This window comes from Stenotrophomonas sp. YIM B06876, assembly GCF_030711595.1.
Taxonomy (GTDB): domain Bacteria; phylum Pseudomonadota; class Gammaproteobacteria; order Xanthomonadales; family Xanthomonadaceae; genus Stenotrophomonas.
Genome location: NZ_JAUJUJ010000015.1, coordinates 42038 through 64939, shown reverse-complemented (window position 1 = coordinate 64939; position 22902 = coordinate 42038). Strand labels below are relative to the sequence as shown.

22 protein-coding genes and 2 tRNA genes are annotated in these 22902 nt (G+C 67.6%); 18 read left to right on the top strand and 6 right to left on the bottom strand.

Annotated elements, in window-relative coordinates:
• Positions 1-266: 266 nt before the first annotated feature.
• The 3 genes from QZH66_RS08275 to QZH66_RS08265 all read right to left on the bottom strand — a co-directional run bounded on the left by QZH66_RS08275 (position 267) and on the right by QZH66_RS08265 (position 2778).
• Complete coding sequence (locus QZH66_RS08275) at positions 267-701, bottom strand: hypothetical protein (protein ID WP_305805477.1); 435 nt, start codon at positions 699-701, stop codon at positions 267-269.
• A 95-nt stretch (positions 702-796) separates the two neighbouring features.
• On the bottom strand, positions 797-1612 hold the full coding sequence (locus tag QZH66_RS08270; protein WP_305805476.1) for an amidohydrolase: 816 nt from the start codon (positions 1610-1612) through the stop codon (positions 797-799).
• Positions 1613-1629: 17 nt separating this feature from the next.
• On the bottom strand, positions 1630-2778 hold the full coding sequence (locus QZH66_RS08265; RefSeq protein WP_305805475.1) for a pyridoxal phosphate-dependent aminotransferase: 1149 nt from the start codon (positions 2776-2778) through the stop codon (positions 1630-1632).
• Positions 2779-2972: 194 nt separating this feature from the next.
• Between QZH66_RS08265 and ccmA the strand changes: the two genes are divergently transcribed.
• The 12 genes from ccmA (at position 2973) to QZH66_RS08205 (ending at position 12741) form a co-directional block, all read left to right on the top strand.
• Entirely contained in the window at positions 2973-3629 is a 657-nt protein-coding gene (ccmA, locus tag QZH66_RS08260; protein ID WP_305805474.1) for a heme ABC exporter ATP-binding protein CcmA, read from the top strand.
• Positions 3626-4321 (top strand): heme exporter protein CcmB, encoded by a 696-nt coding sequence (ccmB, locus tag QZH66_RS08255; RefSeq protein ID WP_305805473.1) that lies wholly within the window; start codon positions 3626-3628, stop codon positions 4319-4321. The genes ccmA and ccmB overlap by 4 nt, the downstream gene beginning before the upstream one ends.
• Before the next feature lie 256 nt (positions 4322-4577).
• Positions 4578-5027, top strand: a complete 450-nt coding sequence (azu, locus tag QZH66_RS08250; protein WP_305805472.1) for an azurin — start codon at positions 4578-4580, stop codon at positions 5025-5027.
• Between the two features lie 138 nt (positions 5028-5165).
• Positions 5166-5918 (top strand): heme ABC transporter permease, encoded by a 753-nt coding sequence (locus tag QZH66_RS08245; RefSeq protein WP_305805471.1) that lies wholly within the window; start codon positions 5166-5168, stop codon positions 5916-5918.
• Complete coding sequence (ccmD, locus tag QZH66_RS08240; RefSeq protein WP_305805470.1) at positions 5915-6088, top strand: heme exporter protein CcmD; 174 nt, start codon at positions 5915-5917, stop codon at positions 6086-6088. The genes QZH66_RS08245 and ccmD overlap by 4 nt, the downstream gene beginning before the upstream one ends.
• Positions 6085-6549 (top strand): cytochrome c maturation protein CcmE, encoded by a 465-nt coding sequence (gene ccmE / locus QZH66_RS08235; protein WP_305805469.1) that lies wholly within the window; start codon positions 6085-6087, stop codon positions 6547-6549. The genes ccmD and ccmE overlap by 4 nt, the downstream gene beginning before the upstream one ends.
• Positions 6550-8481, top strand: coding sequence for a heme lyase CcmF/NrfE family subunit (locus QZH66_RS08230; RefSeq protein WP_305805468.1), 1932 nt, complete (start codon positions 6550-6552; stop codon positions 8479-8481).
• The gene (locus QZH66_RS08225) at positions 8481-9098 is read left to right on the top strand and encodes a DsbE family thiol:disulfide interchange protein (protein ID WP_305805467.1); all 618 of its coding nucleotides are present in this window, start codon (positions 8481-8483) and stop codon (positions 9096-9098) included. Before QZH66_RS08230 ends, QZH66_RS08225 begins: the two co-directional genes overlap by 1 nt.
• The gene (locus QZH66_RS08220; RefSeq protein ID WP_305805466.1) at positions 9095-9553 is read left to right on the top strand and encodes a cytochrome c-type biogenesis protein; all 459 of its coding nucleotides are present in this window, start codon (positions 9095-9097) and stop codon (positions 9551-9553) included. The genes QZH66_RS08225 and QZH66_RS08220 overlap by 4 nt, the downstream gene beginning before the upstream one ends.
• Positions 9547-10566 (top strand): cytochrome C biogenesis protein, encoded by a 1020-nt coding sequence (locus QZH66_RS08215; RefSeq protein WP_305805465.1) that lies wholly within the window; start codon positions 9547-9549, stop codon positions 10564-10566. Before QZH66_RS08220 ends, QZH66_RS08215 begins: the two co-directional genes overlap by 7 nt.
• Positions 10567-10640: 74 nt before the next feature.
• Positions 10641-11753 carry a homoserine O-acetyltransferase gene (locus QZH66_RS08210; RefSeq protein ID WP_305805464.1) on the top strand — a complete coding sequence of 371 codons (1113 nt, stop codon included), beginning with the start codon at positions 10641-10643 and terminating at the stop codon, positions 11751-11753.
• 121 nt (positions 11754-11874) lie between these two features.
• Positions 11875-12741, top strand: a complete 867-nt coding sequence (locus QZH66_RS08205) for a DNA ligase (RefSeq protein ID WP_305805463.1) — start codon at positions 11875-11877, stop codon at positions 12739-12741.
• Positions 12742-13050: 309 nt separating this feature from the next.
• Here the strand turns inward: QZH66_RS08205 and cydC are convergent, their stop codons facing one another.
• Positions 13051-14730, bottom strand: a complete 1680-nt coding sequence (gene cydC / locus QZH66_RS08200; RefSeq protein ID WP_305805462.1) for a thiol reductant ABC exporter subunit CydC — start codon at positions 14728-14730, stop codon at positions 13051-13053.
• The gene (gene cydD / locus QZH66_RS08195) at positions 14727-16412 is read right to left on the bottom strand and encodes a thiol reductant ABC exporter subunit CydD (RefSeq protein ID WP_305805480.1); all 1686 of its coding nucleotides are present in this window, start codon (positions 16410-16412) and stop codon (positions 14727-14729) included. Before cydD ends, cydC begins: the two co-directional genes overlap by 4 nt.
• Positions 16413-16645: 233 nt before the next feature.
• Here cydD and QZH66_RS08190 point away from each other — a divergent pair, with 233 nt between their 5' ends.
• The 6 genes from QZH66_RS08190 to QZH66_RS08165 all read left to right on the top strand — a co-directional run bounded on the left by QZH66_RS08190 (position 16646) and on the right by QZH66_RS08165 (position 21407).
• Entirely contained in the window at positions 16646-18232 is a 1587-nt protein-coding gene (locus QZH66_RS08190; RefSeq protein ID WP_305805461.1) for a cytochrome ubiquinol oxidase subunit I, read from the top strand.
• Positions 18233-18247: 15 nt separating this feature from the next.
• Positions 18248-19399: a cytochrome d ubiquinol oxidase subunit II gene (cydB, locus tag QZH66_RS08185; RefSeq protein ID WP_305805460.1), complete on the top strand. Its 1152-nt coding sequence runs from the start codon at positions 18248-18250 to the stop codon at positions 19397-19399.
• Between the two features lie 34 nt (positions 19400-19433).
• Positions 19434-19544 (top strand): cytochrome bd-I oxidase subunit CydX, encoded by a 111-nt coding sequence (gene cydX, locus QZH66_RS08180; protein WP_305805459.1) that lies wholly within the window; start codon positions 19434-19436, stop codon positions 19542-19544.
• Positions 19545-19730: 186 nt separating this feature from the next.
• Positions 19731-19807 (top strand) — tRNA-Pro (locus tag QZH66_RS08175).
• 200 nt (positions 19808-20007) lie between these two features.
• Positions 20008-20084, top strand: a tRNA-Pro gene (locus QZH66_RS08170).
• 108 nt (positions 20085-20192) lie between these two features.
• Entirely contained in the window at positions 20193-21407 is a 1215-nt protein-coding gene (locus QZH66_RS08165; protein ID WP_305805458.1) for an MFS transporter, read from the top strand.
• 227 nt (positions 21408-21634) lie between these two features.
• On the opposite strand, the gene QZH66_RS08160 is transcribed toward QZH66_RS08165, so the two are convergent.
• Entirely contained in the window at positions 21635-22891 is a 1257-nt protein-coding gene (locus QZH66_RS08160) for a glutamate-5-semialdehyde dehydrogenase (protein ID WP_305805457.1), read from the bottom strand.
• Positions 22892-22902 lie beyond the last annotated feature (11 nt).

Here is a 22902-nt window from a genome sequence, read left to right as displayed (position 1 = left end):
GGCCCGAGCCGTGGCGCGGGTGGTCCTGGCGGCCCAGGTGGCCGTCCCGGTGGCGCTCCGCGTCACGATGGCCATCGTCCCGGCGGCAATCGTCCCGGTGGTGCCGGGCGCCCCGGCGGCGGTCGTCCGGGTGGCGGTGGCAACCGTGGCCCGCGCGGCGGCTGATCGCCTGCACTGAGCGCATACACAACGCCCCCGTTTTGCGGGGGCGTTTTTTTTATCTGCGTGATTGCCGCAGAGAATCAGTGGTACACGGTCAACAGGACTCAGCGCCGCTCCAGCACGAACTTGCCGAAGCCCACTCCCAGACTCCACCCCTCACCGGTGCCGGCCAGCGCCAGCGAAATGTCGCCCTTGGTCATCACCTGCGCGGTGGTGGCCTTGGAAGCACTGGCATGCGCCTCGGCCGCGGCATAGGTACCCAGCAGCTCGTTGAGCGAATACGCCCCGGTGAAACGGCCCTTGCCGTCGGTGATCTTGGTCTTGCCTACGGTCAGGCCTCCGCCCTTGGCAGTGATTTTCACCGGAATCCGGGCGCCGTTGTCGCAGACAATGGTGCCGCTGCCGGAAGCGGTCTTGTAGAACGCCGACCACCCGGCGAGGTTGTAACGCAGCTCGCAATCGATATTGCCCGCCGCCTGTGCCGCCGGCGCCAGGACCGCTGAGCCGACCAGGACCAGCGCCGCGAAAAGTGTCTTCATCTGCTTCAACCTCATGTTGTCGAGAGAACTGGATCGAGCCTAACAGCCCGTCCGCGCACTGCAGACCGGCCACGAAAGATCCGGCAGGCACCCATTCAGCGTATGACCACCGGCCCGTCCAGGGTGAACGCATCCGCATCGAGCATCGCCGGGAAGCGCTCACGATGTTCCACCAGCGCAGCGGCCGAGATCGTGGTGGTGACCACCTGCTCGCGTTCGCGGATCTCCACCTGCGGCTGGCCGAGGCAATCGATTACCGCACTGTCGCCGGCATAGTGCAGACCATTGCCGTCGATGCCGACGCGATTCACCACGGCCACAAAGCACAGGTTTTCGATCGCCCGTGCCCGCGCCAGCGTGCGCCATGCGTGGGCACGGGCCGAGGGCCAGTTGGCGACGAAGATCTGCAGGTCGAAATCCAGCTGCCCGGCGCGCTCGACGTCATAGCGATTGCGGCAGAACACCGGAAAACGCAGGTCGTAACAGACCTGCGGATTGATCCGCCAGCCCTTCCATTCCACGCACAACCGCTGGTTGCCGGCGGCGTAACGCCGGTGTTCGCCGGCATAACGGAACAGGTGGCGCTTGTCGTAATACTGCAGCCCGCCGTCCGGGGTGGCCCACAGCAAGCGGTTGTAGACGTCCTCACCCACGCGCAGCTGCACGCTGCCGGTGACCGCCGCGTCGAGCACGCGCGCCTGCTCACGGATCCAGGCCACGGTCGGGCCGTCCATGTCCTCGGCCTTGTCGATCGCCTCGTTGGAAAAACCGCTGGTGAAGGTTTCCGGCAGGATCACCAGATCGGTGGTGCCGGCCAGCGGCGCCAGCAACGCGCCGTAGTGCGCGCGGTTGGCGGCCGGATCGTGCCAGCGGGTATCGCCCTGCACCAGGGAGATGCGCAGATCCTGCATGCTCGCAGCCTCCCGGGTCACAGCGTGCGCAGCCGTTCGATGGCCGCATCCACCGTGGCTTCGTTCTTGGCGAAGCACAGGCGCACCAGGCGCTGGCCTGCCGGCGGGGTTTCATAGAACGGCGACAGCGGAATCGCGGTGACGCCCTTCTCGATGGTCAGCCACTTCACGAATTCGTGGTCGGGCAGATCGCTGACCGCCGAATAGTCGACCAGCTGGAAATAACCGCCCGGCACCGGCAGCGGCTTCAGCCGCGTGGTCAGCAGCTGCGCGCGGAAGCGGTCGCGCTTGGCCTGGTAGAACGCGCCCAGCTGCAGATGGTGCTGCGGCTCGTCGCGGATCATCGCCGCGAACCCGTACTGCGCCGGGCCGAAGCTGGTGAAGGTGTTGTACTGGTGGACCTTGCGGAACTCGGCGGTCAGCGCCGGCGGCGCGACCGCATAGCCGATCTTCCAGCCCGTGCAGTGGTAGGTCTTGCCGAAGCTGGAGATGACGAAGGCGCGCTCGCGCAGTTCGGGCCAGCGCAGCGCCGATTCATGGCGGACACCGTCATAGATGATGTGCTCGTAGACCTCGTCGGAGATCAGATAGATGTCGGTGCCGCGCAGCAGCTCGCCCAGCGCCTGCATGTCGGCCGCGCCCAGCACCGCGCCGGACGGATTGTGCGGGCTGTTGACCATCAGCATCCGCGTCTTCGGGGTGATCGCCGCGCGCACGCGGTCCCAGTCCACGGCGAAGGTCTGCGGGTCCAGCGGCACATGCACCGCGCGCGCGCCGGCCAGGTCGATCGCCGGTTCGTAGCAGTCGTAGGCCGGGTCCAGCACGATCACTTCCTCACCGGCGCGCACCACCGCATGGATCGCATTGAAGATCGCCTCGGTGCCGCCGCTGGTGACGGTGATTTCGGTTTCCGGATCGACCACCGCGCCGTAGCAGTCCAGCACCTTCTGCGCGATCGCCTGGCGCAGCGGCGCCACGCCGGCCATCGCCGGATACTGGTTCAAGCCGGCCTGCATGGCCTTGGCGGTCTCATCCAGCAGCCGCTGCGGCGCGGCGAAATCCGGAAAGCCCTGTCCGAGGTTGACCGCGCCATGTTCGGCGGCCAGCTGCGACATCACGGTGAAAATGGTGGTGCCCACCTTGGGCAGTTTGGTCTGCGGTTGCATGCGTGCGTGCGTAGGTAGCCAATAAAGCGCCAGTGTACGCAATGGCGCCGGCGCGGTTCTGTCTGCGCGATGTCGACCCGGCGTGCAGTGCCCCTGCGCCGGCCGCGATCGCCAAGTGGGCGGGGCTATAATGCGCCAGCCCTCCGCGCCGCTTTTTCGCGCTCCCTGCCCCAAGGATGGAAGCGCCTGACCCGATGACTGAAGCCCCGAACCTTCCTCCATTGCTCGCCGCGCGCGCACTGCGCTTCAGCCGCAACGATGAACCGGTGTTCGGCCCGGTCGACCTGCATGTCGACAGCGGCGAAGCGCTGCTGGTGCATGGCGGCAATGGGGCCGGCAAGACCACGCTGCTGCGGGTACTGGCCGGATTGCTGCGGGCCGACGACGGTGAGATCGAGATCGACGGCAAGCCGGCGGCCACCGGTGATCGCCCGCGCTTCATCGGCTACATGGGCCATCTGCCGGCGCTGAAGCAGGATCTGGGCACGCTGGAAAACCTGCATTTCCTGTGTGGCCTGCACGGCCGGCGTGCGCGTCAGGTGCCCGGCAGCGCGCTGGCCGTTGTCGGTCTGGGCGGTTACGAGGACACCCCGGTACGGCAGTTGTCGGCCGGGCAGAAAAAACGCCTGTCGCTGGCACGCATCTGGCTGTCGCCGGCGCCGGTGTGGCTGCTGGACGAGCCTTACGCCAACCTCGACCTGGATGGCATCAACCTGGTCAACCGCATGCTTTCCGCACATCTGCGCACGGGTGGCGGCGCCATCGTCACCACCCACGGCGCCTATGCCGCGCCGCCGGTGCCGCACCGCACCCTGGCCCTGGCCAGCATTGCCGCGGAGGCGTCCGCATGAAACTGCCCGGGCCGCACCCCAGCCTTTACAGCACCGCCAAGGCACTGCTGGAGCGCGACCTGAAACTGCTGTGGCGCCGCCGGGGCGATGCCGCGCAACCGGTGCTGTTCGCGCTGCTGGTCGTGGCCCTGTTCGCGCTCGCGCTGGGCGGCGAGCCGGAGCAGCTGCAGCGGGTCGCCGCGGCGGTGTTGTGGCTGTCGGTGATGCTGGCCGGCCTGTTGTCGCTGGATACGCTGTTCCGCAGCGATGCCGAGGACGGGTCGCTGGAGCAGTGGTTGCTGTCGCCGATACCGCTGGCCTGGTTGATCGCGGTCCGGGTGTTCTCGCACTGGCTCACCACCGCCTTCCCGCTGGTACTGGTCAGCCCGTTGCTGGCCGAGCTGATGCACCTGCCACGCGAACAGTTGCCGGTGCTGCTGGTTTCGCTGGCGCTGGGCACCCCGCTGCTGAGCCTGCTCGGCGCGGTGGTCGCCGCGTTGACGGTAGGCATGCGCCGTTCCGGGATCCTGCTGGCCCTGCTGGCCCTGCCGCTGTACGTGCCGGTGCTGGTGTTTGGCGCCGGTGCGGTAGCCGCCACCGCGCAGGGCTTCGATGCCAGCGGCGCGTTGCTGCTGCTCGGTGCCGGGCTGGTGGTGAGCCTGCTGCTGGCCCCGCTCACCGCCGCGGCCGCGATCCGCATTTCCACTTCCTGAGCAGCCGGCCGCAGCAGGCAGCCACACCCGCTGCACGGCGTCCCGCGCCGCGCCAAAACCGCGCCGGTGCGCCCCACTCTTCACTGCCGCTGACGGCACGTGATCCTAGGCTTGCGCTGCGGCCCGGTGCTTGCGCAGACCCGTCCGCCGCCGGGCAGGCGGCGAGTTCGCCCGATGCCACAAGGCGCTGACCGCCGCCCTCCTCCGTCCCTTCGCGCCAATGCATGGCGCATGCATCGCAACCGGGAGTCCTGCCATGAGCTATCGCCTTGTTTTCGCCCTTGCCGTGCTGGGCGCCGCCCCTTCAGTCCACGCCGCCGCCAACTGTGCGGCCAATCTCGAAGGCAGCGACGCGATGAGATACAACCTGGCCAATATCGACGTGCCCAGAAGCTGCACCACCTTCACCATCCATCTCAAGCACACCGGCAAGCTGGCCCGCGCGGTGATGGGCCACAACGTGGTCATCGCCAAGCCCGCCGACATGGCCGGGATCGATGCCGACGGCATGAAAGCCGGGCTGGCGGACAACTACATCAAGCCCGGCGACGCCCGGGTGATCGCGCACAGCACCGTGGTCGGGGGCGGTGAAAGCACCTCGGTGTCGTTCCCGGTGGCCAAGCTGGGCAAAACACCCACCGAATTTTTCTGCAGCTTCCCCGGCCATTCGGCCTTCATGAAAGGCACGCTCACCCTCAAACCGTAAGCACGCGACCGGCCGGCCCGCTGCTTGGCGGATGTGCCCCAGTCTGGGAGAATGCGGCGGTGCAGGTACCCCGTGTTCGCGGCGGGGGTCGGGGCAGCAAGGTGGGCCGGCCGTCGGTTTTCTTCAGCGAGTGATCGGATGTCCAAGGGTTTGGTACGTTGGTTCCACCAACTGGGTTCGCCCGCTTATTTCGATTCCTTCGCTGCCCGCTGGGCACCCTGGTGCTACCTCGCCTCGCTGCCGCTGTTCGGCTTCGGCCTGTGGCAGGCGCTGGCGGTGGTGCCGGCGGATTACCAGCAGGGCGACAGCTTCCGCATTCTCTATATCCACGTGCCCTCGGCCTGGATGAGCCTGTTCGTATTCGGGCTGATGGCGCTGTACAGCGCCATCGCGCTGGTCTGGCGGATCAAGCTGTGCGAAATCCTGGCGATGGCCTGTGCGCCCATCGGCGCGGCGTTCACCGTGATCACGCTGGCCACCGGCAGCCTCTGGGGCAAGCCGATGTGGGGCACGTGGTGGGACTGGGACCCGCGCCTGACCACCGAGCTGATCCTGCTGTTCCTGTATCTGGGGGTGATCGGCCTGTACGGGGCGATCGATGACCGCCGCGCGGCCGCCCGTTCGGCCGGCCTGCTGGCCATTGTCGGGGTGGTGCTGCTGCCGGTGATCCGCTATTCGGTGGTGTGGTGGAACTCGCTGCACCAGGGCCAGACCATCCGCCTGCTGGGCGAGTCGAGCATGGACAGCAGCATGATCCTGCCGTTGTGGCTGATGGTGTTCGCCACCAAGTTCTGGTTTGCCGGCTCGCTGCTGGCCCGTGCCCGTGCCGACAACCTGCGCCGCGAGATCGGCAAGGCCTGGGTGCTGCAGCGACTGGAGAAGACGCCGTGAGCTACTTCAAATACGTGGCGATGGCCTATGCGGTGTTCGCGCTGGTGCTGGCCTGGGATTTCATCGCCCCGCGCCTGCAACTGCGGCAACAGCTGCGCGATGCCCGCCGCCGTGCCGGGCGTTCCAGACGCGGTGACGCCGCGGCCGCCGATGCGGAATTGACCCGGTGAGCCCGGTCCAGCGCCGCCGCCTGATGTTCGTGATCCTGGCCGTGGTCGCGGCCGCGGTCGCGCTGTCGCTTACCGCGATGGCCCTGCAACGCAATGTCGCCTACCTCTACACCCCGGCCGAGGTGCTGGCCGGCAAAGTCGCTCCCGATGCGCGCTTCCGCCTGGGCGGCATGGTGGCCAAAGACTCGTTCCGGCGTGAACCCGGCGCCCTGAACGCCCACTTCCAGGTCACCGATGGCGATGGCGAACTGCCGGTGAGCTACGACCGCATCCTGCCGGACCTGTTCCGCGAAGGTCAGGCGGTGGTCGCTACCGGGCGCATGGTCGATGGCGTGTTTGTCGCCGAAGACGTGTTGGCCAAGCACGATGAGACCTACATGCCCAAGGAACTGGCCGACAAGATGGGGCTGGCGCACGACAAGCACCAGGTACCCGCGCCCGCTGCCACGGATGCGCCCTGAGTGCTGGGCGAGATCGGGCAGGTCCTGCTGATCCTGGCGCTGCTGGCGGCATTGCTGCAGTGCTCGCTGCCGCTGATCGGCGCCCACCGCCGGCAGTCCTCGTGGATGGCGGTCGCGCGCCCGGCCGCGCACCTGCAACTGCTGACGGTGCTGGGCGCGTTCGTCATGCTGACGCTGGCCTTCGTACGCCAGGATTTCTCGCTGCGCTATGTCGCCGAGAACTCCAATTCCCTGCTGCCGATGATCTACCGCTATTCCGCGGTGTGGGGTGCGCACGAGGGCTCTCTGCTGCTGTGGACGCTGGTGCTGGCGCTGTGGACGGCGGCGGTGGCCGAATGCTCGCGGCGCCTGCCGGCCGAGGTGGTGGCGCGGGTGCTGGCGGTGATGGGCATCATCAGCGTGGGCTTTCTCGCTTTCCTGCTGTTCACCTCCACCCCCTTCGTGCGCCTGCTGCCGGCGCCGCTGGAAGGCCGCGACCTCAATCCGCTGCTGCAGGATCCCGGCCTGATCATCCACCCGCCGCTGCTGTATCTGGGCTACGTCGGTTTCGCGGTGCCGTTTGCCTTCGCCATCGCCGCCCTGCTCGATGGCCACATCGACGTGCGCTGGCTGCGCTGGACCCGTCCGTGGACCAACGTCGCCTGGGGCTTTCTCACCATCGGCATCGCGCTGGGCAGCTGGTGGGCGTACTACGAACTGGGCTGGGGCGGCTGGTGGTTCTGGGACCCGGTGGAGAACGCCAGCTTCATGCCGTGGCTGGTCGGCGCCGCCCTGCTGCATTCGCAGGCGGCGACCGAAAAGCGCGGGGTGTTTGTCGGCTGGACCCTGCTGCTGGCGATCACCGCGTTCGCGCTGTCGTTGCTGGGCACCTTCCTGGTGCGCTCGGGCGTGTTGACCAGCGTGCACTCGTTCGCCGCCGATCCCTCGCGTGGCCTGTTCATCCTGATTTTCCTGGCCCTGGTCGTCGGCGGCTCATTGCTGCTGTACGCGTTGCGCGCCCCGGGCATCGGCGGCAACCCGGACGATCCGCGGCGGGCGTTTGTACTCAATTCGCGCGAAAGCCTGTTGCTGGCCAACAACCTGCTGCTCAGCTGCGCCGCTGCGATGGTGCTGCTGGGCACGCTGTATCCGCTGTTGGCCGATGCGCTGGATCTGGGCAAGGTCTCGGTCGGACCGCCGTACTTCGGCACGCTGTTTTTGCTGCTGATGGCCCCGCTGGTGCTGCTGCTGCCGTTCGGGCCGCTGACCCGCTGGCAGCGCGAACAGGGCCTGCGCCCGCTGGCGCTGCTGCTGCCGTGGGCCGGGCTGGCAATCGCGCTGGGCGCGATCGGCTGGTTCATGGCGCCGCAAGGGCAGTTGAAAACCGCCGTCGGCATCGGCGCCGCGGCGTGGGTCGCGTTCGGCACCGCCCGCTTCGTGTGGACCCGGATCCGCGCCAGGGGCCGCTTCAATGCCGAAACCGTCGGCATGGTGCTCGCCCATGGCGGCATCGCCGTGTTCCTGGTGGGCGCGTTGCTGGTGGAAGCGCTCAACGCACAGCGTGAGGTCGCCCTGGCTCCCGGGCAGGCGCTGGACCTGGGCCGCTACCGGCTGGTGTTCGAAGGCGTGGATGCACGGCAAGGCCCGAACTACCATTCCGATCGCGGCCATCTGCAACTGCTGCGCGAGGGCCGCCCCCTCGCCCGGCTGCATCCTGAAAAACGCGTTTACGCCAGTGGTGGCCAGGGCATGACCGAAGCGGGCATCCATCCCGGCCTGTTCGGTGATGTCTATGTCGCGCTGGGCGAATCGCTGGGCAACGATGCCTGGGCGGTACGCGTGCAGATCAAACCCTTCGTGCGCTGGATCTGGTTCGGCGCTGCGCTGATGGCCCTGGGTGGCTTTGTCACCGCCGCCGACCGCCGGTTCCGCCGGCTTCCGGAGAAACCCTGATGTCCGATTCCACTGCCCGCCCGCAGCGCCTGCCGCCCGTGGCCCTCGTACTCGGCGTACTGTTCTTCGCCGGCCTGCTGGGACTGATGCTGTTCGGGGTCAAGCGCTCCGGGGACCCGGACCGCGACAGCCTGCCCTCTGCGCTGATCGGCAAGCCGGCCCCGGACTTTTCGCTGCCGGTGTTGCACGACCCGAGCATCCAGGTCACCGGCCAGCAGCTGCGCGGTGCGCCCTACCTGCTCAACGTCTGGGGCAGCTGGTGCCCGGCGTGTCGCGATGAACACCCGGTATTGACCCGGTTCGCGCTGACCAAGCGCGTGCGCGTGATCGGCTACAACTGGAAGGACGAACGCGCCGATGCGCTGCAGTGGCTGGAGCGTCTGGGCAATCCGTATCTGCTGGTGCTGGCCGACACCGATGGCCGCACCGCGCTGGACTGGGGCATCGCCGCGGCGCCGGAAACCTTCCTGGTCGATGGCAACGGCATCGTGCGCTGGAAGTACAGCGGTGCCCTGACCGAGACCGTGATGACCCGGCAGCTGCTGCCGGCGCTGCAGAAAGTCGAAGATGACGCGCGCCGCGCCGCGCCACCGGCACGCGGCGGAGCCACTCGATGAATCGGCTTTGGCTGCCGGTACTGCTGCTGGTGCTGGGCGCTGTCGTCCCCGCCCATGCGCAGCCGGCGGGCGACCCCAGTCCGCTGCAGTATCGCGACCGCGCCGAGGAAAACCGCTTTCACGCGCTGACCGCCGAATTGCGCTGCGTGCAATGCCAGAACCAGTCGCTGGCCGACTCCAACGCGCAGATCGCCCATGACCTGCGCCGCGAAGTACTGGCGCTGATGCAGCAGGGCCGGAGCGATGCGCAGATCAAGCGGTTCCTGGTCGATCGCTACGGCCCGTTCGTGCTGTACCGGCCACAGATGGACGGCGGCAACCTGCTGCTGTGGTTCGGCCCCGGGCTGCTGCTGCTCATCGCGGCTGGCGTCCTGGTGGTGCATGTCCGCCGGCGCGGACGGCAATTGGCCGCGCCCATCGCCGATGAGGCCGACCAGGAAGAACGCGAATGGTGAGCGGCCTGTTCCAGCTGTTGATCGCGCTGCTGGCGGCCGCGGCCACCGGCATCGTGTTGTGGCCGCTGGCCCGCGATGGCAAGCGCGCGGTCTGGCTGACGCTGGTGGCCAGTCTGGTGGTCGCCACGCTGGCGCTGTACCGGCTGCTGGGAACCCCCGACGCCCTGCAGCCGCAGGCGACACTGGCCCCGCAAACACTGGAGGACGGCATCGCCCGCCTGCAGGCCGCACTGGAGCGCGATCCGCAACGGGCCGACGGCTGGGCGCTGCTGGCCCGCTCCCAGCTCGAACTGGGCCGCACCGAGGCCGCCGCCGCGTCCTACCGGCGCGCCGTGCAGCTGGCTCCTGCTGAATCGGTGCTGCTGGTGGAAGCCGCCCAGGCCCGCGCCCAGGCCGACCCGGACCACCAGTTCGATGACACCGCGCTGCAGTGGTTGCAACAGGCCCGCGAACAGGCGCCCGACAACGAACGGGCGGTGTGGCTGATCGGCATCGTCCAGCGCCAGCGCGGACACGCCGCGCAGGCGGCGCAGACCTGGGAAACCCTGCTGCCGCGACTTGAACCCGGCGCTGCGGCCGCGTTGCGCGAACAGATCGACGCGGCCCGCGCCGCCGCCGGCCAGCCACCATTGCCGGCGGCTCCCACAACGGCGGTCGCGGAAAACGCGGTAACGGTAAGGATCGCCCTGGACCCGGACTTCGCCGCGCGCGCGCGCCTGCGCGGTGACACCACCGTGTTTGTGATCGCCCGCATTCCGGGCGGCCCGCCGATGCCGGTCGCCGTGGAGCGGCATGCGCTGCAGGACCTGCCGCTGACGGTGACCCTGGATGACGGCGACAGCCCGATGCCGACCCACAAGCTCTCCGCGCTGGGCGAGGTCGAAGTACTGGCACGGCTGTCGGCCAGCGGCAATGCGATGCGCCAGACCGATGACCTCGAATCGGCGCCGGTGCGGGTGACGCTGCCGGCGCGGCAGCCGGTGGAGATCGTGCTCGGCGCCCCCGGCACGTGATGGGGCGTAGCGCGGTGACCACCGGCGCTGCCACAGACCGCAACAACCGGCGGCAACCCCGCTAAAATCGACCGATGACCGAATTCACGCCTCCCGGCAGCCGTTTCCTCGCGCTCTCCTCGCCGTTCCGGATGAAGCGCGGGGGCGCGCTGCGCGAAGCGCACATCGCCTATGAAACCTGGGGAACCCTGGATGGCGGGGGCGGCAACGCGATCCTGATCGTCACCGGCCTGTCGCCCGACGCCCATGCGGCCAGCAACCCGGCCAATCCCGCGCCGGGCTGGTGGGAGCCGATGCTGGGACCGGGAAAACCGATCGACACCGATCGCTGGTTCGTGGTCTGCGTCAATTCGCTGGGCAGCTGCAAGGGGTCCACCGGGCCGGCCTCGATCGATCCGGCCACCGGCCAGCGCTACCGGCTCTCTTTTCCCGAGCTGTCGATCGAGGACATCGCCAATGCCGCGATCGAGACCGTGCGCGCGCTCGGCATCGACCAGCTGGCCTGTGTGATCGGCAATTCGATGGGCGGCATGACCGCGCTGGCGCTGCTGCTGCAGCACCCCGGTATCGCCCGCACCCACATCAACATCTCCGGCAGCGCCCAGGCCCTGCCCTTTTCCATCGCCATCCGCTCGCTGCAGCGCGAAGCCATCCGCCTTGATCCGCAGTGGAACGGCGGTGATTACGACGACGAGCACTATCCGGAATCGGGCATGCGCATGGCGCGCAAGCTGGGGGTGATCACCTACCGCTCGGCACTGGAGTGGGATGGCCGCTTCGGCCGGGTGCGACTGGATTCGGACCAGTCCGATGACGACCCGTTCGGCCTGGAATTCCAGGTGGAAAGCTATCTGGAAGGCCATGCGCGCCGCTTCGTGCGCCACTTCGATCCCAACTGCTACCTCTACCTGGGACGGGCGATGGACTGGTTCGACATGGCCGAATACGGCAATGGCGACGTGATCGCCGGGCTGGCGAAAATCCACGTCCCGCGCGTGCGGGTCATCGGCGCCAATACCGACATCCTGTTTCCAGTGCAGCAGCAACAACAGATTGCCGACGGGCTGCGCGCCGGCGGCGCCGAGGCCGAATTCATCGGGCTGGACTCGCCGCAGGGCCATGACGCGTTCCTGGTCGATTACGCGCGATTCGGTCCGGCCATCGGCAATTTCCTGCGCTCGCTGTAGGCGGCGTTTCCGCACCCGACGGCAGTCCAGGTTCCTACCCGCCCGCGGGTCCTACTCCGATAGCCCGGCGGATCAGCGGACGCGAAGGTGGTGCCTGACACCGCCTTCGGAGAACCCGGCCATGTCCCGAGTGTTTGTATTCCTGCTGGCAGCGCTGCTATTGATGCCCGCGGTCCCCGCAGCGGCCGGCTCGCCTCCGATGCTGATGCTGGCCAACAGCTGGCGCGAGGGCCCGGAGGTTTCCCAGTACTGGGTCAGCGAGAAGCTCGATGGCGTGCGCGCCCGCTGGGACGGCAAGGTGCTGTGGAGCCGCGCCGGCAACCGCATCGATGCACCGGCCTGGTTCGTGGCCGGTTGGCCGCCGATGGAACTGGATGGCGAGCTGTGGCTCGGCCGTGACCGCTTCGACGAGACCAGTGCCCTGGTGCGCACCACCGGCGCCACCGATAGCGGTTGGCGCCGCCTGCGTTTCATGGTGTTCGACGCGCCGGCCCATCCGGGCACGTTCGATGCGCGCCTGGAAATCCTGCAGACGCGTATCCGCGCGGCCCACGTGCCGTGGCTGCAGGCCATTCCCCAGCGGCAACTCGCCGACACCGCCGCGTTGCACAGGCACCTGCGCGAGGTGGTGGCGGCCGGCGGCGAGGGATTGATGCTGCATCACCGCCACGGACGCTACCTGCCCGGGCGCAGTGACACCCTGTTCAAACTCAAGCCCTGGGACGATGCCGAAGCCCGGGTGGTTGCCCATGTCCCGGGCAAAGGCAAATACACCGGGATGCTCGGCGCTCTGCTGGTCGAACGTGCCGATGGCCGCCAGTTCCGGCTCGGCAGCGGTTTCACGGATGCCCAGCGCGCGGCCCCACCGCCGTTGGGCAGTCATGTCACCTATCGCTACAACGGGCTGACCAGCACCGGATTGCCGCGCTTCGCGCGGTTCCTGCGCATCCGGGAGGAACTGCCACCGCCCGATCCACGGCGTCCCTGAAACCGGTCGCGGCCTGTGGACGCCAGCGCAGGAAGGCTTCCATCGCCCAGGCAGTGCTCCGGCCTTGCCCACGGCACCGGACGGCATGCGGTAGCTGCGCCGCCACGGCTGCGCGGCTGACGCTGGCGCGCCCTGCCCGACACGCAGCGCTCGACCGCGAGGCGTCAAACGGGGCATGGCTGTACAGGTTTGTCCGGCGTTCCCGGGGCTGGTTGGCCTGGCAACCGCCATCTCCCAGAGATACCCGGGATGAACCACCTGCCGAGAGATCGCCCTGGCGCATCGCCTGCACGCGGTAGCTCCACCCCGTCACGTTTCCGCGATCAACCTGCCCTGCTGCAGGCGGTAACTGCGATGCACCACGCCGTCGGGCAGCGCGTCATGGGTGATCATCAACAGGCTGCGATTCCCCAGTGCGGCAGCCAGGTCCTGCAACAACGCGTGGGCGGTATCCACGTCCAGCCCCTCGGTGGGTTCGTCGAGCACCATCAACGGCGCATTGCGCAGCAACGCGCGGGCCAGCGCCACGCGCCGCGCCTGTCCGGCGGACAGGGTGGCGCCGTTCTCGCCGACCCACGCCGACAGCCCGCCCAGGCGCTGCGCCCAGTCGTAAAGACGCACGTCGTGCAGAACCGCCCACAACGCCTCATCGCTGGCAGCCGGATCACCCAGGCGCAGGTTCTCGGCAAGGCTGCCGGCAAATACCGGCGCGCCTTGCGGCAACCATGCCAGGCGCCGGTGCCACGCGGCCTGTTCGACCTGCCGCAGGTCGACGCCGCCATAGCGCACCGCCCCCTGCTCGGGATCCCACAGCCGCAGCACCAGCGACGACAGCGTGGTCTTGCCACACCCGCTGTCACCGCAGATGGCGATGCGCTCGCCCGGTGCCAGTTGCAGGTCCAGGCCATCCAGCAGCCGTCGGCTTTCCCCCGACCAGGCGAAGCCCACATCCTCCAAGGCCAGCACCGACGGCGCCGCCGGCAACGGCTGCGGGGCCGGTGCCTCGCTTACCGCAGGCGACTGGCCGGCAATCTGCCGCAAGCGGTGCGCGGCGACCTGCGCCGACTGCAGCGACTGCCAGGCCATGCCGATGCCGGCCGCCACCTCGAGCAGGGCCACCGTCAGGAACACCAGGGCCGCCGCCAACGGGGCCTCCAGCGCGCCGTGCTGGAACGCGGACAGGGCCAGCCACAGCATCGCCACCAGCCCCGCGCCGGCACACGCCGAATGCATGACATTGCCGGAAACCAGGCGGCGCCGACGGCGGCGATCGCTGCTGGCGACCTGCAACGCGGCGGCCTCCACCCGCGCAGTCCAGTCGCCGCGCGCCTCCAGCGCGGTCAGATCCGCCGCGCCCTCCAGTCCCTCGAAGGCCACGGTGCGCAACGTCGAGCGGCGTAGCGCACGCTGGCTTTCCGCGGCATGGCCATGCCGCACTGCGAGCCACGGCACGCCAATCCCGATGACCACCACCAGCCCCGTCAGCAGTACCGCCGCCGGCCAGTAGATCAGCGCGGCCGCGGTGATCGCAGCCACGCAAATGCCGGCCAGTGCGAGCAGTGGCCCGATCGCCCGCACCAGCAGACCGTCCATCTCGCCGATATCGGACATCAACCGCGCCAGCAGCTCGCCGGTACGGCTGCTGCCCAGACGCGAGGGAGCCAGCGGCAGCGCACGCCGGAAAAACCACACCCGCAGGTCACGGGCGATACGCAGGGTGACGTCGTGGCCGACCAGCTTTTCGAAATAGCGCGAGACGATCCGGGCGATGGTCAGCGCACGGATGCCGGCCGAGGGCGAAAAGAAGTTGAAACCACTGCCGATGCCGGTCGCCCCGGCCAATGCCGCCGCGGTCAGGAAGCCGCCGGACAGCCCCAGCAGGCCGACCCCGGCCAGCATCGTCGTCAGCAGCAGCACCACTGAAAACAGCAGCCGCCAGCGATGGCGCTGGAACACCGCGCGCAGGTCATCGTCCTGTACCCGGCTCATGCCAGCACTTCCGCGGACGTGGTGGCAGCGGCCTGCAGTTCGACGACCTGGTCGGCCCAGCGCATTGCCGCCTGGCTGTGGGTGGCCATCAACACGCTGCGCCCGCGCGCATGGATCGCCAGCGCCGCCAGCAGGTCGGCTTCGGTGCGCGGATCGAGGAACGCGGTCGGTTCGTCCAGCAGCAGCACATCCGGATCACGCAACAACAGCCGTGCCAGCCCGATCCGTCGTGCCTCGCCGCCGGAAAGACCGAAGCCGCGCTCGCCGATCACCGTATCCAGCCCGCGCGGCAGGCCCGCGGCAAAGCGCATCACCTGCGCCGCTTCGGCCACCGCGCGCAGGCGCGCCTCACTGGCGCCGGGATCGGCCAGACGCAGGTTGTCGGCGATGGTGCCGTGGAACAGGTAGGGCCGTTGCCCGGCATAGCCGACCTTCAACCCCGGGTGCACAACGATCCGTCCTTCGCGCGGCGGCAACCAGCCGGCCAGCGCTTCCAGAACCGTACTCTTGCCACTGCCGCTGGCGCCGGTCAGTGCCACCCGTCGCCCGGCTTCGAGCTGAAGTGAAAGTCCAGTCACCGCGTCATGACGGGCGCCCAGTGGCCGCAACGAAACGGCCTCGACGACCACCGCCGGCGCCTTTGCTTCGGCCGGCTCCAGCATGCGCGCGGACGCCTGCAACAGTTCGGCGTCATCGGCCCCCGGCAAGCCCCCCAACAGGCGTTCCACTTCCGCCGCGGCCGCAAGCGCGTTGGCGCGGTCGTGGTAGTGCGCGGCCAGACGCCGCAACGGCGCATAGAACTCCGGCGCCAGCAGCAGGCAGAACATGCCGGTCCCCAGCGTGGGTACCGTGGCGTGCAATGACAGCATTCCCAGATAGCTCAGCCCCAGGTACAACGCCACCATCGCCACGCTTACCGACGCGAAGAACTCCAGCACGGTGGACGAGAGGAAGGCGATGCGCAGCACTTTCAGGGTGCGTACGCGCACGCCCTCCGCCGCCCGTGCCACGCCTTCCAGCTCGGCATCGCCCCGTCCATACAGACGCAGCAGCCCCAGGCCTTTGATGCGATCGGCGAAATGGCCGCTCATCCGCGCCAGCTCACCGAGCTGCTGGCGCCCGGCCGCTTCGGCACCCCAACCTACCAGCATCATGAAAAACGGCACCAGCGGCGCGGTGAAAACCAGGACCAGCGCCACCACCCAGTCCACCCAGGCCACCGCCAGCACAATCAGCAGGGGCACCACGACCACTTCGACCCGCACCGGCTGGTAGCCGGCGTAATAGCCTTCGATGGCATCGCCGTGGGTCATCAGCAGTTCGCCCAGCTCGCCGCTGCGCTGTTGCCGCAGCCACAGCGGGCCGTTGCCCATCAGCCGCCGGTAGACGCGCTCGCGCAGCGCCAGCCGCGCGCTGTCGGCGACATCGCCACCGGCCGTCTGCGCCACTCCCCCGAGCAGGCTGCGCAACAGCAACACCAATGCCAGGCCCGTGAAAACCGGCACGGTCTGCGCCAGCGCGCGGTGTTCAATCACGACGCCATGGATCAACCACGCGATGGCCGCGGCCTGCGCAATCAGCAGCGCTCCGGAAACACTGACCGCCACGGCCGCCGTGCGCTGGCGCGACCGCGCGTCCGATGCAAGCGATGCCAGCCATTGCAGCTGCTGGCGGCGGCGCATGCGCTGCTCTTCAGGCGGGTCTGGAACATCACTCACAAGGACGGCAACTCTGCAGAAGGAAAACACGGCGATTGTAAGCAAGCCCCCCGCTCGCTGCGTGTGCACCTTCTCCCGGCATGGCCCCTGGGCACATTGATCCAGATCAAGGCTGGCATCATGCTCAAGGCGGATCATGCTCGTCATTCCCGCAACCCTGCCACCCTTATGCCCACATTCCACGAGGTAGCCTGGCCATGATCGATATGACCGTAGTGGATCTATCACGATTGCAGTTCGCGCTGACCGTGATGTACCACTTCCTGTTTGTCCCCCTCACCCTGGGCCTGTCCTTCATGATCGCGATCATGGAGAGCATCTACGTCATGACCGGAAAAGAGGTCTGGCGGCGCATGACGCTGTTCTGGGGCGCGTTGTTCGGCATCAACTTCGCGATGGGCGTGGGCACCGGCATCGTCATGGAATTCCAGTTCGGCATGAACTGGTCCTACTACAGCCACTATGTGGGCGACATCTTCGGCGCGCCGCTGGCGATCGAAGGATTGATGGCGTTCTTCCTGGAAGCCACCTTCATCGGCCTGTTCTTCTTCGGCTGGAACCGGCTGTCGAAAGTCCAGCACCTCACGGTGACCTGGCTGATGGCGCTGGGCACCAACCTGTCGGCGCTGTGGATCCTGATCGCCAACGGCTGGATGCAGTATCCGGTGGGCGCGGTGTTCAATCCGGAAACGATGCGCATGGAGGTGGTGGACTTCGTCGCCGTGCTGTTCAACCCGGTGGCCCAGGCCAAGTTCGTGCATACCGTCAGCGCCGGTTACGTCACCGGTGCGGTGTTCGTGATGTCGATCAGCGCCTTCTATCTGCTGCGCAACAAGCACCATGACGTGGCCCGCCGCTCGTTCGCGGTTGCCGCCGCCTTCGGCCTGCTGTCGTCGCTGTCGGTGGTGGTGCTGGGTGACGAGAGCGGTTATGCCGCCTCCGAACACCAGAAGATGAAGCTGGCCGCGATCGAGGCCATGTGGGAAACGGAACGCGCGCCGGCCGACTTCACCGCTTTCGGCATCCCCAACCAGAAGACCCACCAGAACGACTACGCGATCAAGATCCCGTACCTGATGGGCCTGATCGCCACCCGCTCGCTGGACACGCCGATCCCCGGCATCCTGGAACTGGTCGGTCGCGCCGAACACCGCATCCGCGGCGGCCAGATCGCCTACGGGGCGCTGGAACGCGTGCGTGCCGACAAGAACGATGTCGAAGCGCGCGAGATGTTCGACCGGCATTGGCAGGATCTGGGCCACGGCCTGCTGCTCAAGCGCTACCGCGAGGACATCCTCAACGCCACCCCCGAGCAAATCGCGCAGGCCGCGATGGACACCATTCCCACCGTGGCCCCGCTGTTCTGGACCTTCCGCATCATGGCCGGCCTGGGTTTCTACCTGATCGCCTTCTTCGCGGTGGCCTTCTACTACTCGTGCCGCCACAACGTCGAAAGCAAACGCACCTTCCTGAAGATCGCCCTGTGGACGCTGCCGGCGCCGTGGATCGCGATCGAGTGTGGCTGGTTCGTGGCCGAATACGGCCGCCAGCCGTGGGCCGTGGACGGGGTGTTGCCGACGTTCTACGCCGCCTCGGGCCTGGCCCTGCATCAGATCCTGGTCACCCTGACCGGCTTCATCGCGCTGTACACGGTGCTGATGGTCATCGAGATCAAGCTGATGCTCAAAGCGATCCGCAAGGGACCGGACGACATCCTGCCGTCACTGCAGGAACCGGCCACTGTTTCCCCCCACGCCCGCGCATCGGCCCCGGGCCAGGCATAAGGCAGGAGAACACTCATGGATTTCATTCTTCTGGACTACACGACGCTGCGCCTGATCTGGTGGCTGCTGCTGGGCGTGCTGCTGATCGGTTTTGCGGTAATGGACGGCTTCGACCTTGGCGTCGGCATGCTGCTGCCGTTCGTGGCCAGGACCGACGAGGAACGCCGGCTGGTGATCAACACCGTCGGCCCGGTATGGGAGGGCAACCAGGTGTGGCTGGTGCTCGGTGGCGGTGCGATCTTCGCCGCCTGGCCGCCGCTGTATGCGGTGAGTTTCTCCGGGTTCTACCTGGCGATGTTCGTGATCCTGTTCGCCCTGATCCTGCGTCCGGTCGGCTTCAAGTACCGCAGCAAGATGCCCAGCCCGCGCTGGCGCAACAACTGGGACTGGATCCTGTTCATCGCGGGCCTGGTGCCGGCACTGATCATGGGCGTGGCGGTCGGCAACGTGCTGCTGGGCGTGCCGTTCCACTTCGATGACACCCAGCGCATGTTCTATACCGGCGGTTTCTTCGGCCTGCTGACACCGTTCGCACTGCTTGCCGGCCTGGTCAGCGTGGCGATGCTGGTAGCGCACGGGGCGGCGATGCTGGTGCTGAAGACCGACGGCGCGGTGGCCGAACGGGCCGCGCGTTACGGCAGCATCGCGGCGATCGCCTCGGGGGTGTTGTTCGCCGTCGCCGGGATATGGGTCGCCATCGGCCTGCCGGGTTACCAGATCACCTCGCAGGTGGTCGGCGATGGTCCCAGCAATCCGCTGCTGAAAACCGTGGAACTCGGCGCTGCCGGCGGCTGGCTGTACAACTACAGCAGCATGCCCGCCACGTTGCTGGCGCCGATCGTCGGCCTGCTGGGCGCGGTGCTGAGCGCGTTGTTGCTGCGCAAGCACCGGGGCGGGCTCGCCTTCCTCGCCTCGGGGGCCTCCATCGCCGCGATCATCCTGACCGTGGGCTTTGCGATCTTCCCGTTCCTGCTGCCTTCCTCCAGCCAGCCCGGCTCCAGCCTGACGGTGTGGGATTCCTCGTCCAGCCATCTGACGCTGTGGATCATGCTGCTGGCCACGGCGATTTTCCTGCCGATCATCATCGCCTACACCACCTGGGTGTATCGCGTGCTCAAGGGCAAGACGACGCTGTCGGAAATGGGTGAGAACCCGAACGCCTACTGATCCGCAAACGACAACCATCAAGGAGTGTCATCACATGTGGTATTTCGCCTGGATTCTCGGTGTCGGCCTGGCCTCCACCGCCGCCATCCTCAATGGCATGTGGTTCGAGGCGCGCGAACAGCGTCACCTGGAACAGAAGAAGTAGAAAAACCGACATATCCATCTTGTCAGTTGCCCGCTCAGAAGGTATCTTAGCGNCTCCACCGCCGCCATCCTCAATGGCATGTGGTTCGAGGCGCGCGAACAGCGTCACCTGGAACAGAAGAAGTAGAAAAACCGACATATCCATCTTGTCAGTTGCCCGCTCAGAAGGTATCTTAGCGGGCTCCTTCGGGGTGTAGCTCAGTCTGGTAGAGCGCTACGTTCGGGACGTAGAGGTCGCAGGTTCGAATCCTGTCTCCCCGACCACGCACTGGTCACATTGAAGCCTGGAAAACGCGCTGCGTTCTCCGGGCTTTTTTGTGCCCGTTTCCAGCAATGGAAAGCAGTAGCAGCGGCTCCCTCCGCACGGATATTTGCGCCTGCCGGACCGCGCGATCGGCCACGGCCGCTTCTCCCGCAAAACACTTGCCAGTTTCCAGGCCCGCCGTTATCATAGGCGGCTCCTTCGGGGTGTAGCTCAGTCTGGTAGAGCGCTACGTTCGGGACGTAGAGGTCGCAGGTTCGAATCCTGTCTCCCCGACCAAAGATTCAAGGATGTATCTGCAAAAGCCGGCCGCCGCGCCGGCTTTTGCTTTTGTGTTATTCCGGCTCGCGCAAGGCGATGCCCGCTATTCCGTTACGGAGCCAGTACATGCCCAGTCCTTCCCCCTTGGCCGGGTCCACCGCCCGTCGCCCCCTGCTTCACGGTCGCTTGCTGGCATTCGCCGCGATCCTGGTCGCCGCATTCAACCTGCGTACGGCAGTAACGTCGCTGACCCCGCTGCTGGAGCAGCTGGGCCAGGTGTTCGGCTTTGGCGCCACCATGACCGGGGTGCTGGGCATGGTGCCGACCGCCGCCTTCGCGCTGTTCGGCGTGTCCACCCCGGCATTGGCGCGACGCATCGGCCTTGAGCGCACCGCGCTGCTGGCCATGGCACTGGCGACCGCAGGCCTGTTGGCGCGCTCGTTGGCCGGCAGCACCGGCGGCCTGCTGGTGGGGTCGGCCATCGCCCTGGCGGGTATGGGCATCGGCAACGTGGTGGTGCCGCCGATGGTCAAGCGCTACTTCCCCGACCGCGTCGGCACCGTCAGCACGCTTTACATCACCGTGCTGCAGGTCGGCACGATGCTGCCGGCATTGCTCGCGGTTCCCCTGGCCGATGCCGCGGGCTGGCGGGTTTCACTGGGCGTGTGGGCCCTGATCTCCGCTTTCGCCATGCTGCCGCTGGTCTGGCTCAAGCCCGGGGCGCATGCGGCCCAGACTGCTGCCACGCCAGGCGCACCTGCGCTGCAGGTCTGGCGCACGCCGCTGGGCTGGGGCCTGGCCCTGATGTTCGGCATGACCTCGCTGGTGTCCTATTCGATGTTCACCTGGCTGCCGCGGCTGCTGGTGGACGCCGGCGCGACCCCGGCCTTCGGCGGCGCGATGGTGGCGCTGTTCTCCGCCCTGGGCCTGGTGAGTGCGCTGACCATGCCGGCCATCGCGGTGCGGGTCCGCAACCCGTTCCCGATCGTGCTGCTGTGCTTCATCTGCCTGATGTGCGCCTTCGCCGGCCTGTTGTGGGCACCGCTCAAGGCGCCCCTGTTGTGGGTGGCCCTGCTGGGCCTGGGGCCGAGCACGTTCCCGCTGGCACTGACCCTGATCAACCTGCGCACGCGGACCGCAGCCGGCTCATCGGCGCTGTCCGGTTTCATGCAGGGCGTCGGCTACAGCTTCAGCTGTGTCGGGCCGCTGCTGTTCGGCCTGCTGCACGCCTGGTCCGGCACCTGGGCCGGCCCATTCGCCTTCCTGGTGCTGTGCAGCGTGATCCTGCTCACCGCCTCCTGGGTCGCCTGCAAACCGCAGAAACTGGAAGACCAGCAGTAAGCCGCACCGGCAACCACGGCGGCCACTTCAACTTCCTGGCCAGGTTTGTTCCCGAGGGGTTTTCGCGCCATTCCGGGCAATGGGCAGGTAAACGCCCCCCTGAACAGCCACAGTGGCGCCGCTGTGGATCAGCCAGGCCGATTACAGCCTGTCGTTTTTCCGGGCACGCATCGCCGCCATCGTCACGGTGATGCCCCGAGGCGCGTGAGCCAGTCCCGCGCAGCGGGCTATTGCCCCTGGGCCCGGGTCTGGCCTTGGCCGCGTACCACGAAGCGTTCGACCGTCAGCGCTTCCAGTCCCATCGGGCCATAGGCGTGCAGGCGGGTGGTGGAGATGCCGATCTCCGCGCCCAACCCCAGTTCGCCGCCATCGGAAAAGCGCGGGGACGCGTTGACCATCACCACCGCCGAGCGCAGCGCATGCACGAACGCCTCGGCGTTTGCCGCATCGGAGGTGGCGATGACCTCGGTATGGTCGGACGTATAGCGCCGGATATGCGCGATCGCGGCCTCCAGATCCGGCACCACCGCGATGGACAGGATCAGATCCAGATACTCGGCAGCGTAATCGTCCTCGCTGGCCGGCAGGACGCCCGGGACCAGTTGCCTCGTGGCCGCATCACCGCGCAGTTCCACGCCACGTTCGCGCAGCGCGGCCGCCGCCAGCGGCAGGAACCGCGGCGCGATATCGGCATGCACCAGCAGGGTTTCCAGCGAGTTGCAGGCTGACGGCCGCGAAGTCTTGCCATCCACCACCAGCTTCAGCGCCAGCGCAAGATCCGCCGGGGCATCCACAAACAGGTGGCACACGCCCTTGTAGTGCTTGATCACCGGCACCCGCGCATGCTCGGCGACAAACCGGATCAGGCCCTCGCCCCCACGCGGGATCGCCAGATCGACGATATCGCTGAGCTGCACCAGCTCCAGTATCGTCTCGCGGCGCAGATCCTCGACCAGGGTCAACGCCGCATCCGGCACGCTGGCCTCGCGCAATGCGCGCTTGAGCGAGGCGGCAATGGCGGTATTGGAGTGGATCGCCTCCGAGCCGCCACGCAGGATCACACCATTGCCGGCCTTGATGCACAGCGCCGCCGCATCGGCGGTCACGTTCGGGCGCGCCTCGTAGATCATCGCGATCACTCCCAGCGGCACGCGCACCTTCTGCACGCGCAGGCCATTGGGGCGCACATCGTCCCGCGTGATCTGCCCGACCGGGTCCGGCAGGCCAGCCACTTCACGCAGCGCGGCAGTGATACCACCCAGACGCTGCGGATCGAGCCTCAGCCGGTCCAGCATGGCAGCGCCCACGCCCTTGCCTTCGGCCGTCGCCAGATCGCGCGCATTGGCATCGAGGATGGCGTCTGTGTCGTGCTCCATCGCCATCGCCATCGCTTCGAGCAGCTTGGCCTTGGCTTCGCCGGAAAGTTGCGCCAGCACATCGGCGGCCTCACGGCACTGCAGCGCCAGATTGCGCATATCGCTCATCAGACCACCCC

Bases quoted from the DNA above. Each gene is read 5' to 3' on its own strand.
- cydB (WP_305805460.1), top strand. From the start codon at position 18,248: ATGGATTTCATTCTTCTGGACTACACGACGCTGCGCCTGATCTGGTGG.
- QZH66_RS08190 (WP_305805461.1), top strand. From the start codon at position 16,646: ATGATCGATATGACCGTAGTGGATCTATCACGATTGCAGTTCGCGCTG.
- cydD (WP_305805480.1), bottom strand. From the start codon at position 16,412: ATGCGCCGCCGCCAGCAGCTGCAATGGCTGGCATCGCTTGCATCGGAC.
- QZH66_RS08220 (WP_305805466.1), top strand. From the start codon at position 9,095: ATGAATCGGCTTTGGCTGCCGGTACTGCTGCTGGTGCTGGGCGCTGTC.
- QZH66_RS08160 (WP_305805457.1), bottom strand. From the start codon at position 22,891: ATGAGCGATATGCGCAATCTGGCGCTGCAGTGCCGTGAGGCCGCCGAT.
- QZH66_RS08210 (WP_305805464.1), top strand. From the start codon at position 10,641: ATGACCGAATTCACGCCTCCCGGCAGCCGTTTCCTCGCGCTCTCCTCG.
- QZH66_RS08225 (WP_305805467.1), top strand. From the start codon at position 8,481: ATGTCCGATTCCACTGCCCGCCCGCAGCGCCTGCCGCCCGTGGCCCTC.
- QZH66_RS08275 (WP_305805477.1), bottom strand. From the start codon at position 701: ATGAAGACACTTTTCGCGGCGCTGGTCCTGGTCGGCTCAGCGGTCCTG.
- QZH66_RS08270 (WP_305805476.1), bottom strand. From the start codon at position 1,612: ATGCAGGATCTGCGCATCTCCCTGGTGCAGGGCGATACCCGCTGGCAC.
- QZH66_RS08265 (WP_305805475.1), bottom strand. From the start codon at position 2,778: ATGCAACCGCAGACCAAACTGCCCAAGGTGGGCACCACCATTTTCACC.
- QZH66_RS08165 (WP_305805458.1), top strand. From the start codon at position 20,193: ATGCCCAGTCCTTCCCCCTTGGCCGGGTCCACCGCCCGTCGCCCCCTG.
- azu (WP_305805472.1), top strand. From the start codon at position 4,578: ATGAGCTATCGCCTTGTTTTCGCCCTTGCCGTGCTGGGCGCCGCCCCT.
- cydX (WP_305805459.1), top strand. From the start codon at position 19,434: ATGTGGTATTTCGCCTGGATTCTCGGTGTCGGCCTGGCCTCCACCGCC.
- ccmB (WP_305805473.1), top strand. From the start codon at position 3,626: ATGAAACTGCCCGGGCCGCACCCCAGCCTTTACAGCACCGCCAAGGCA.
- QZH66_RS08215 (WP_305805465.1), top strand. From the start codon at position 9,547: ATGGTGAGCGGCCTGTTCCAGCTGTTGATCGCGCTGCTGGCGGCCGCG.
- QZH66_RS08245 (WP_305805471.1), top strand. From the start codon at position 5,166: ATGTCCAAGGGTTTGGTACGTTGGTTCCACCAACTGGGTTCGCCCGCT.
- cydC (WP_305805462.1), bottom strand. From the start codon at position 14,730: ATGAGCCGGGTACAGGACGATGACCTGCGCGCGGTGTTCCAGCGCCAT.
- QZH66_RS08205 (WP_305805463.1), top strand. From the start codon at position 11,875: ATGTCCCGAGTGTTTGTATTCCTGCTGGCAGCGCTGCTATTGATGCCC.
- ccmA (WP_305805474.1), top strand. From the start codon at position 2,973: ATGACTGAAGCCCCGAACCTTCCTCCATTGCTCGCCGCGCGCGCACTG.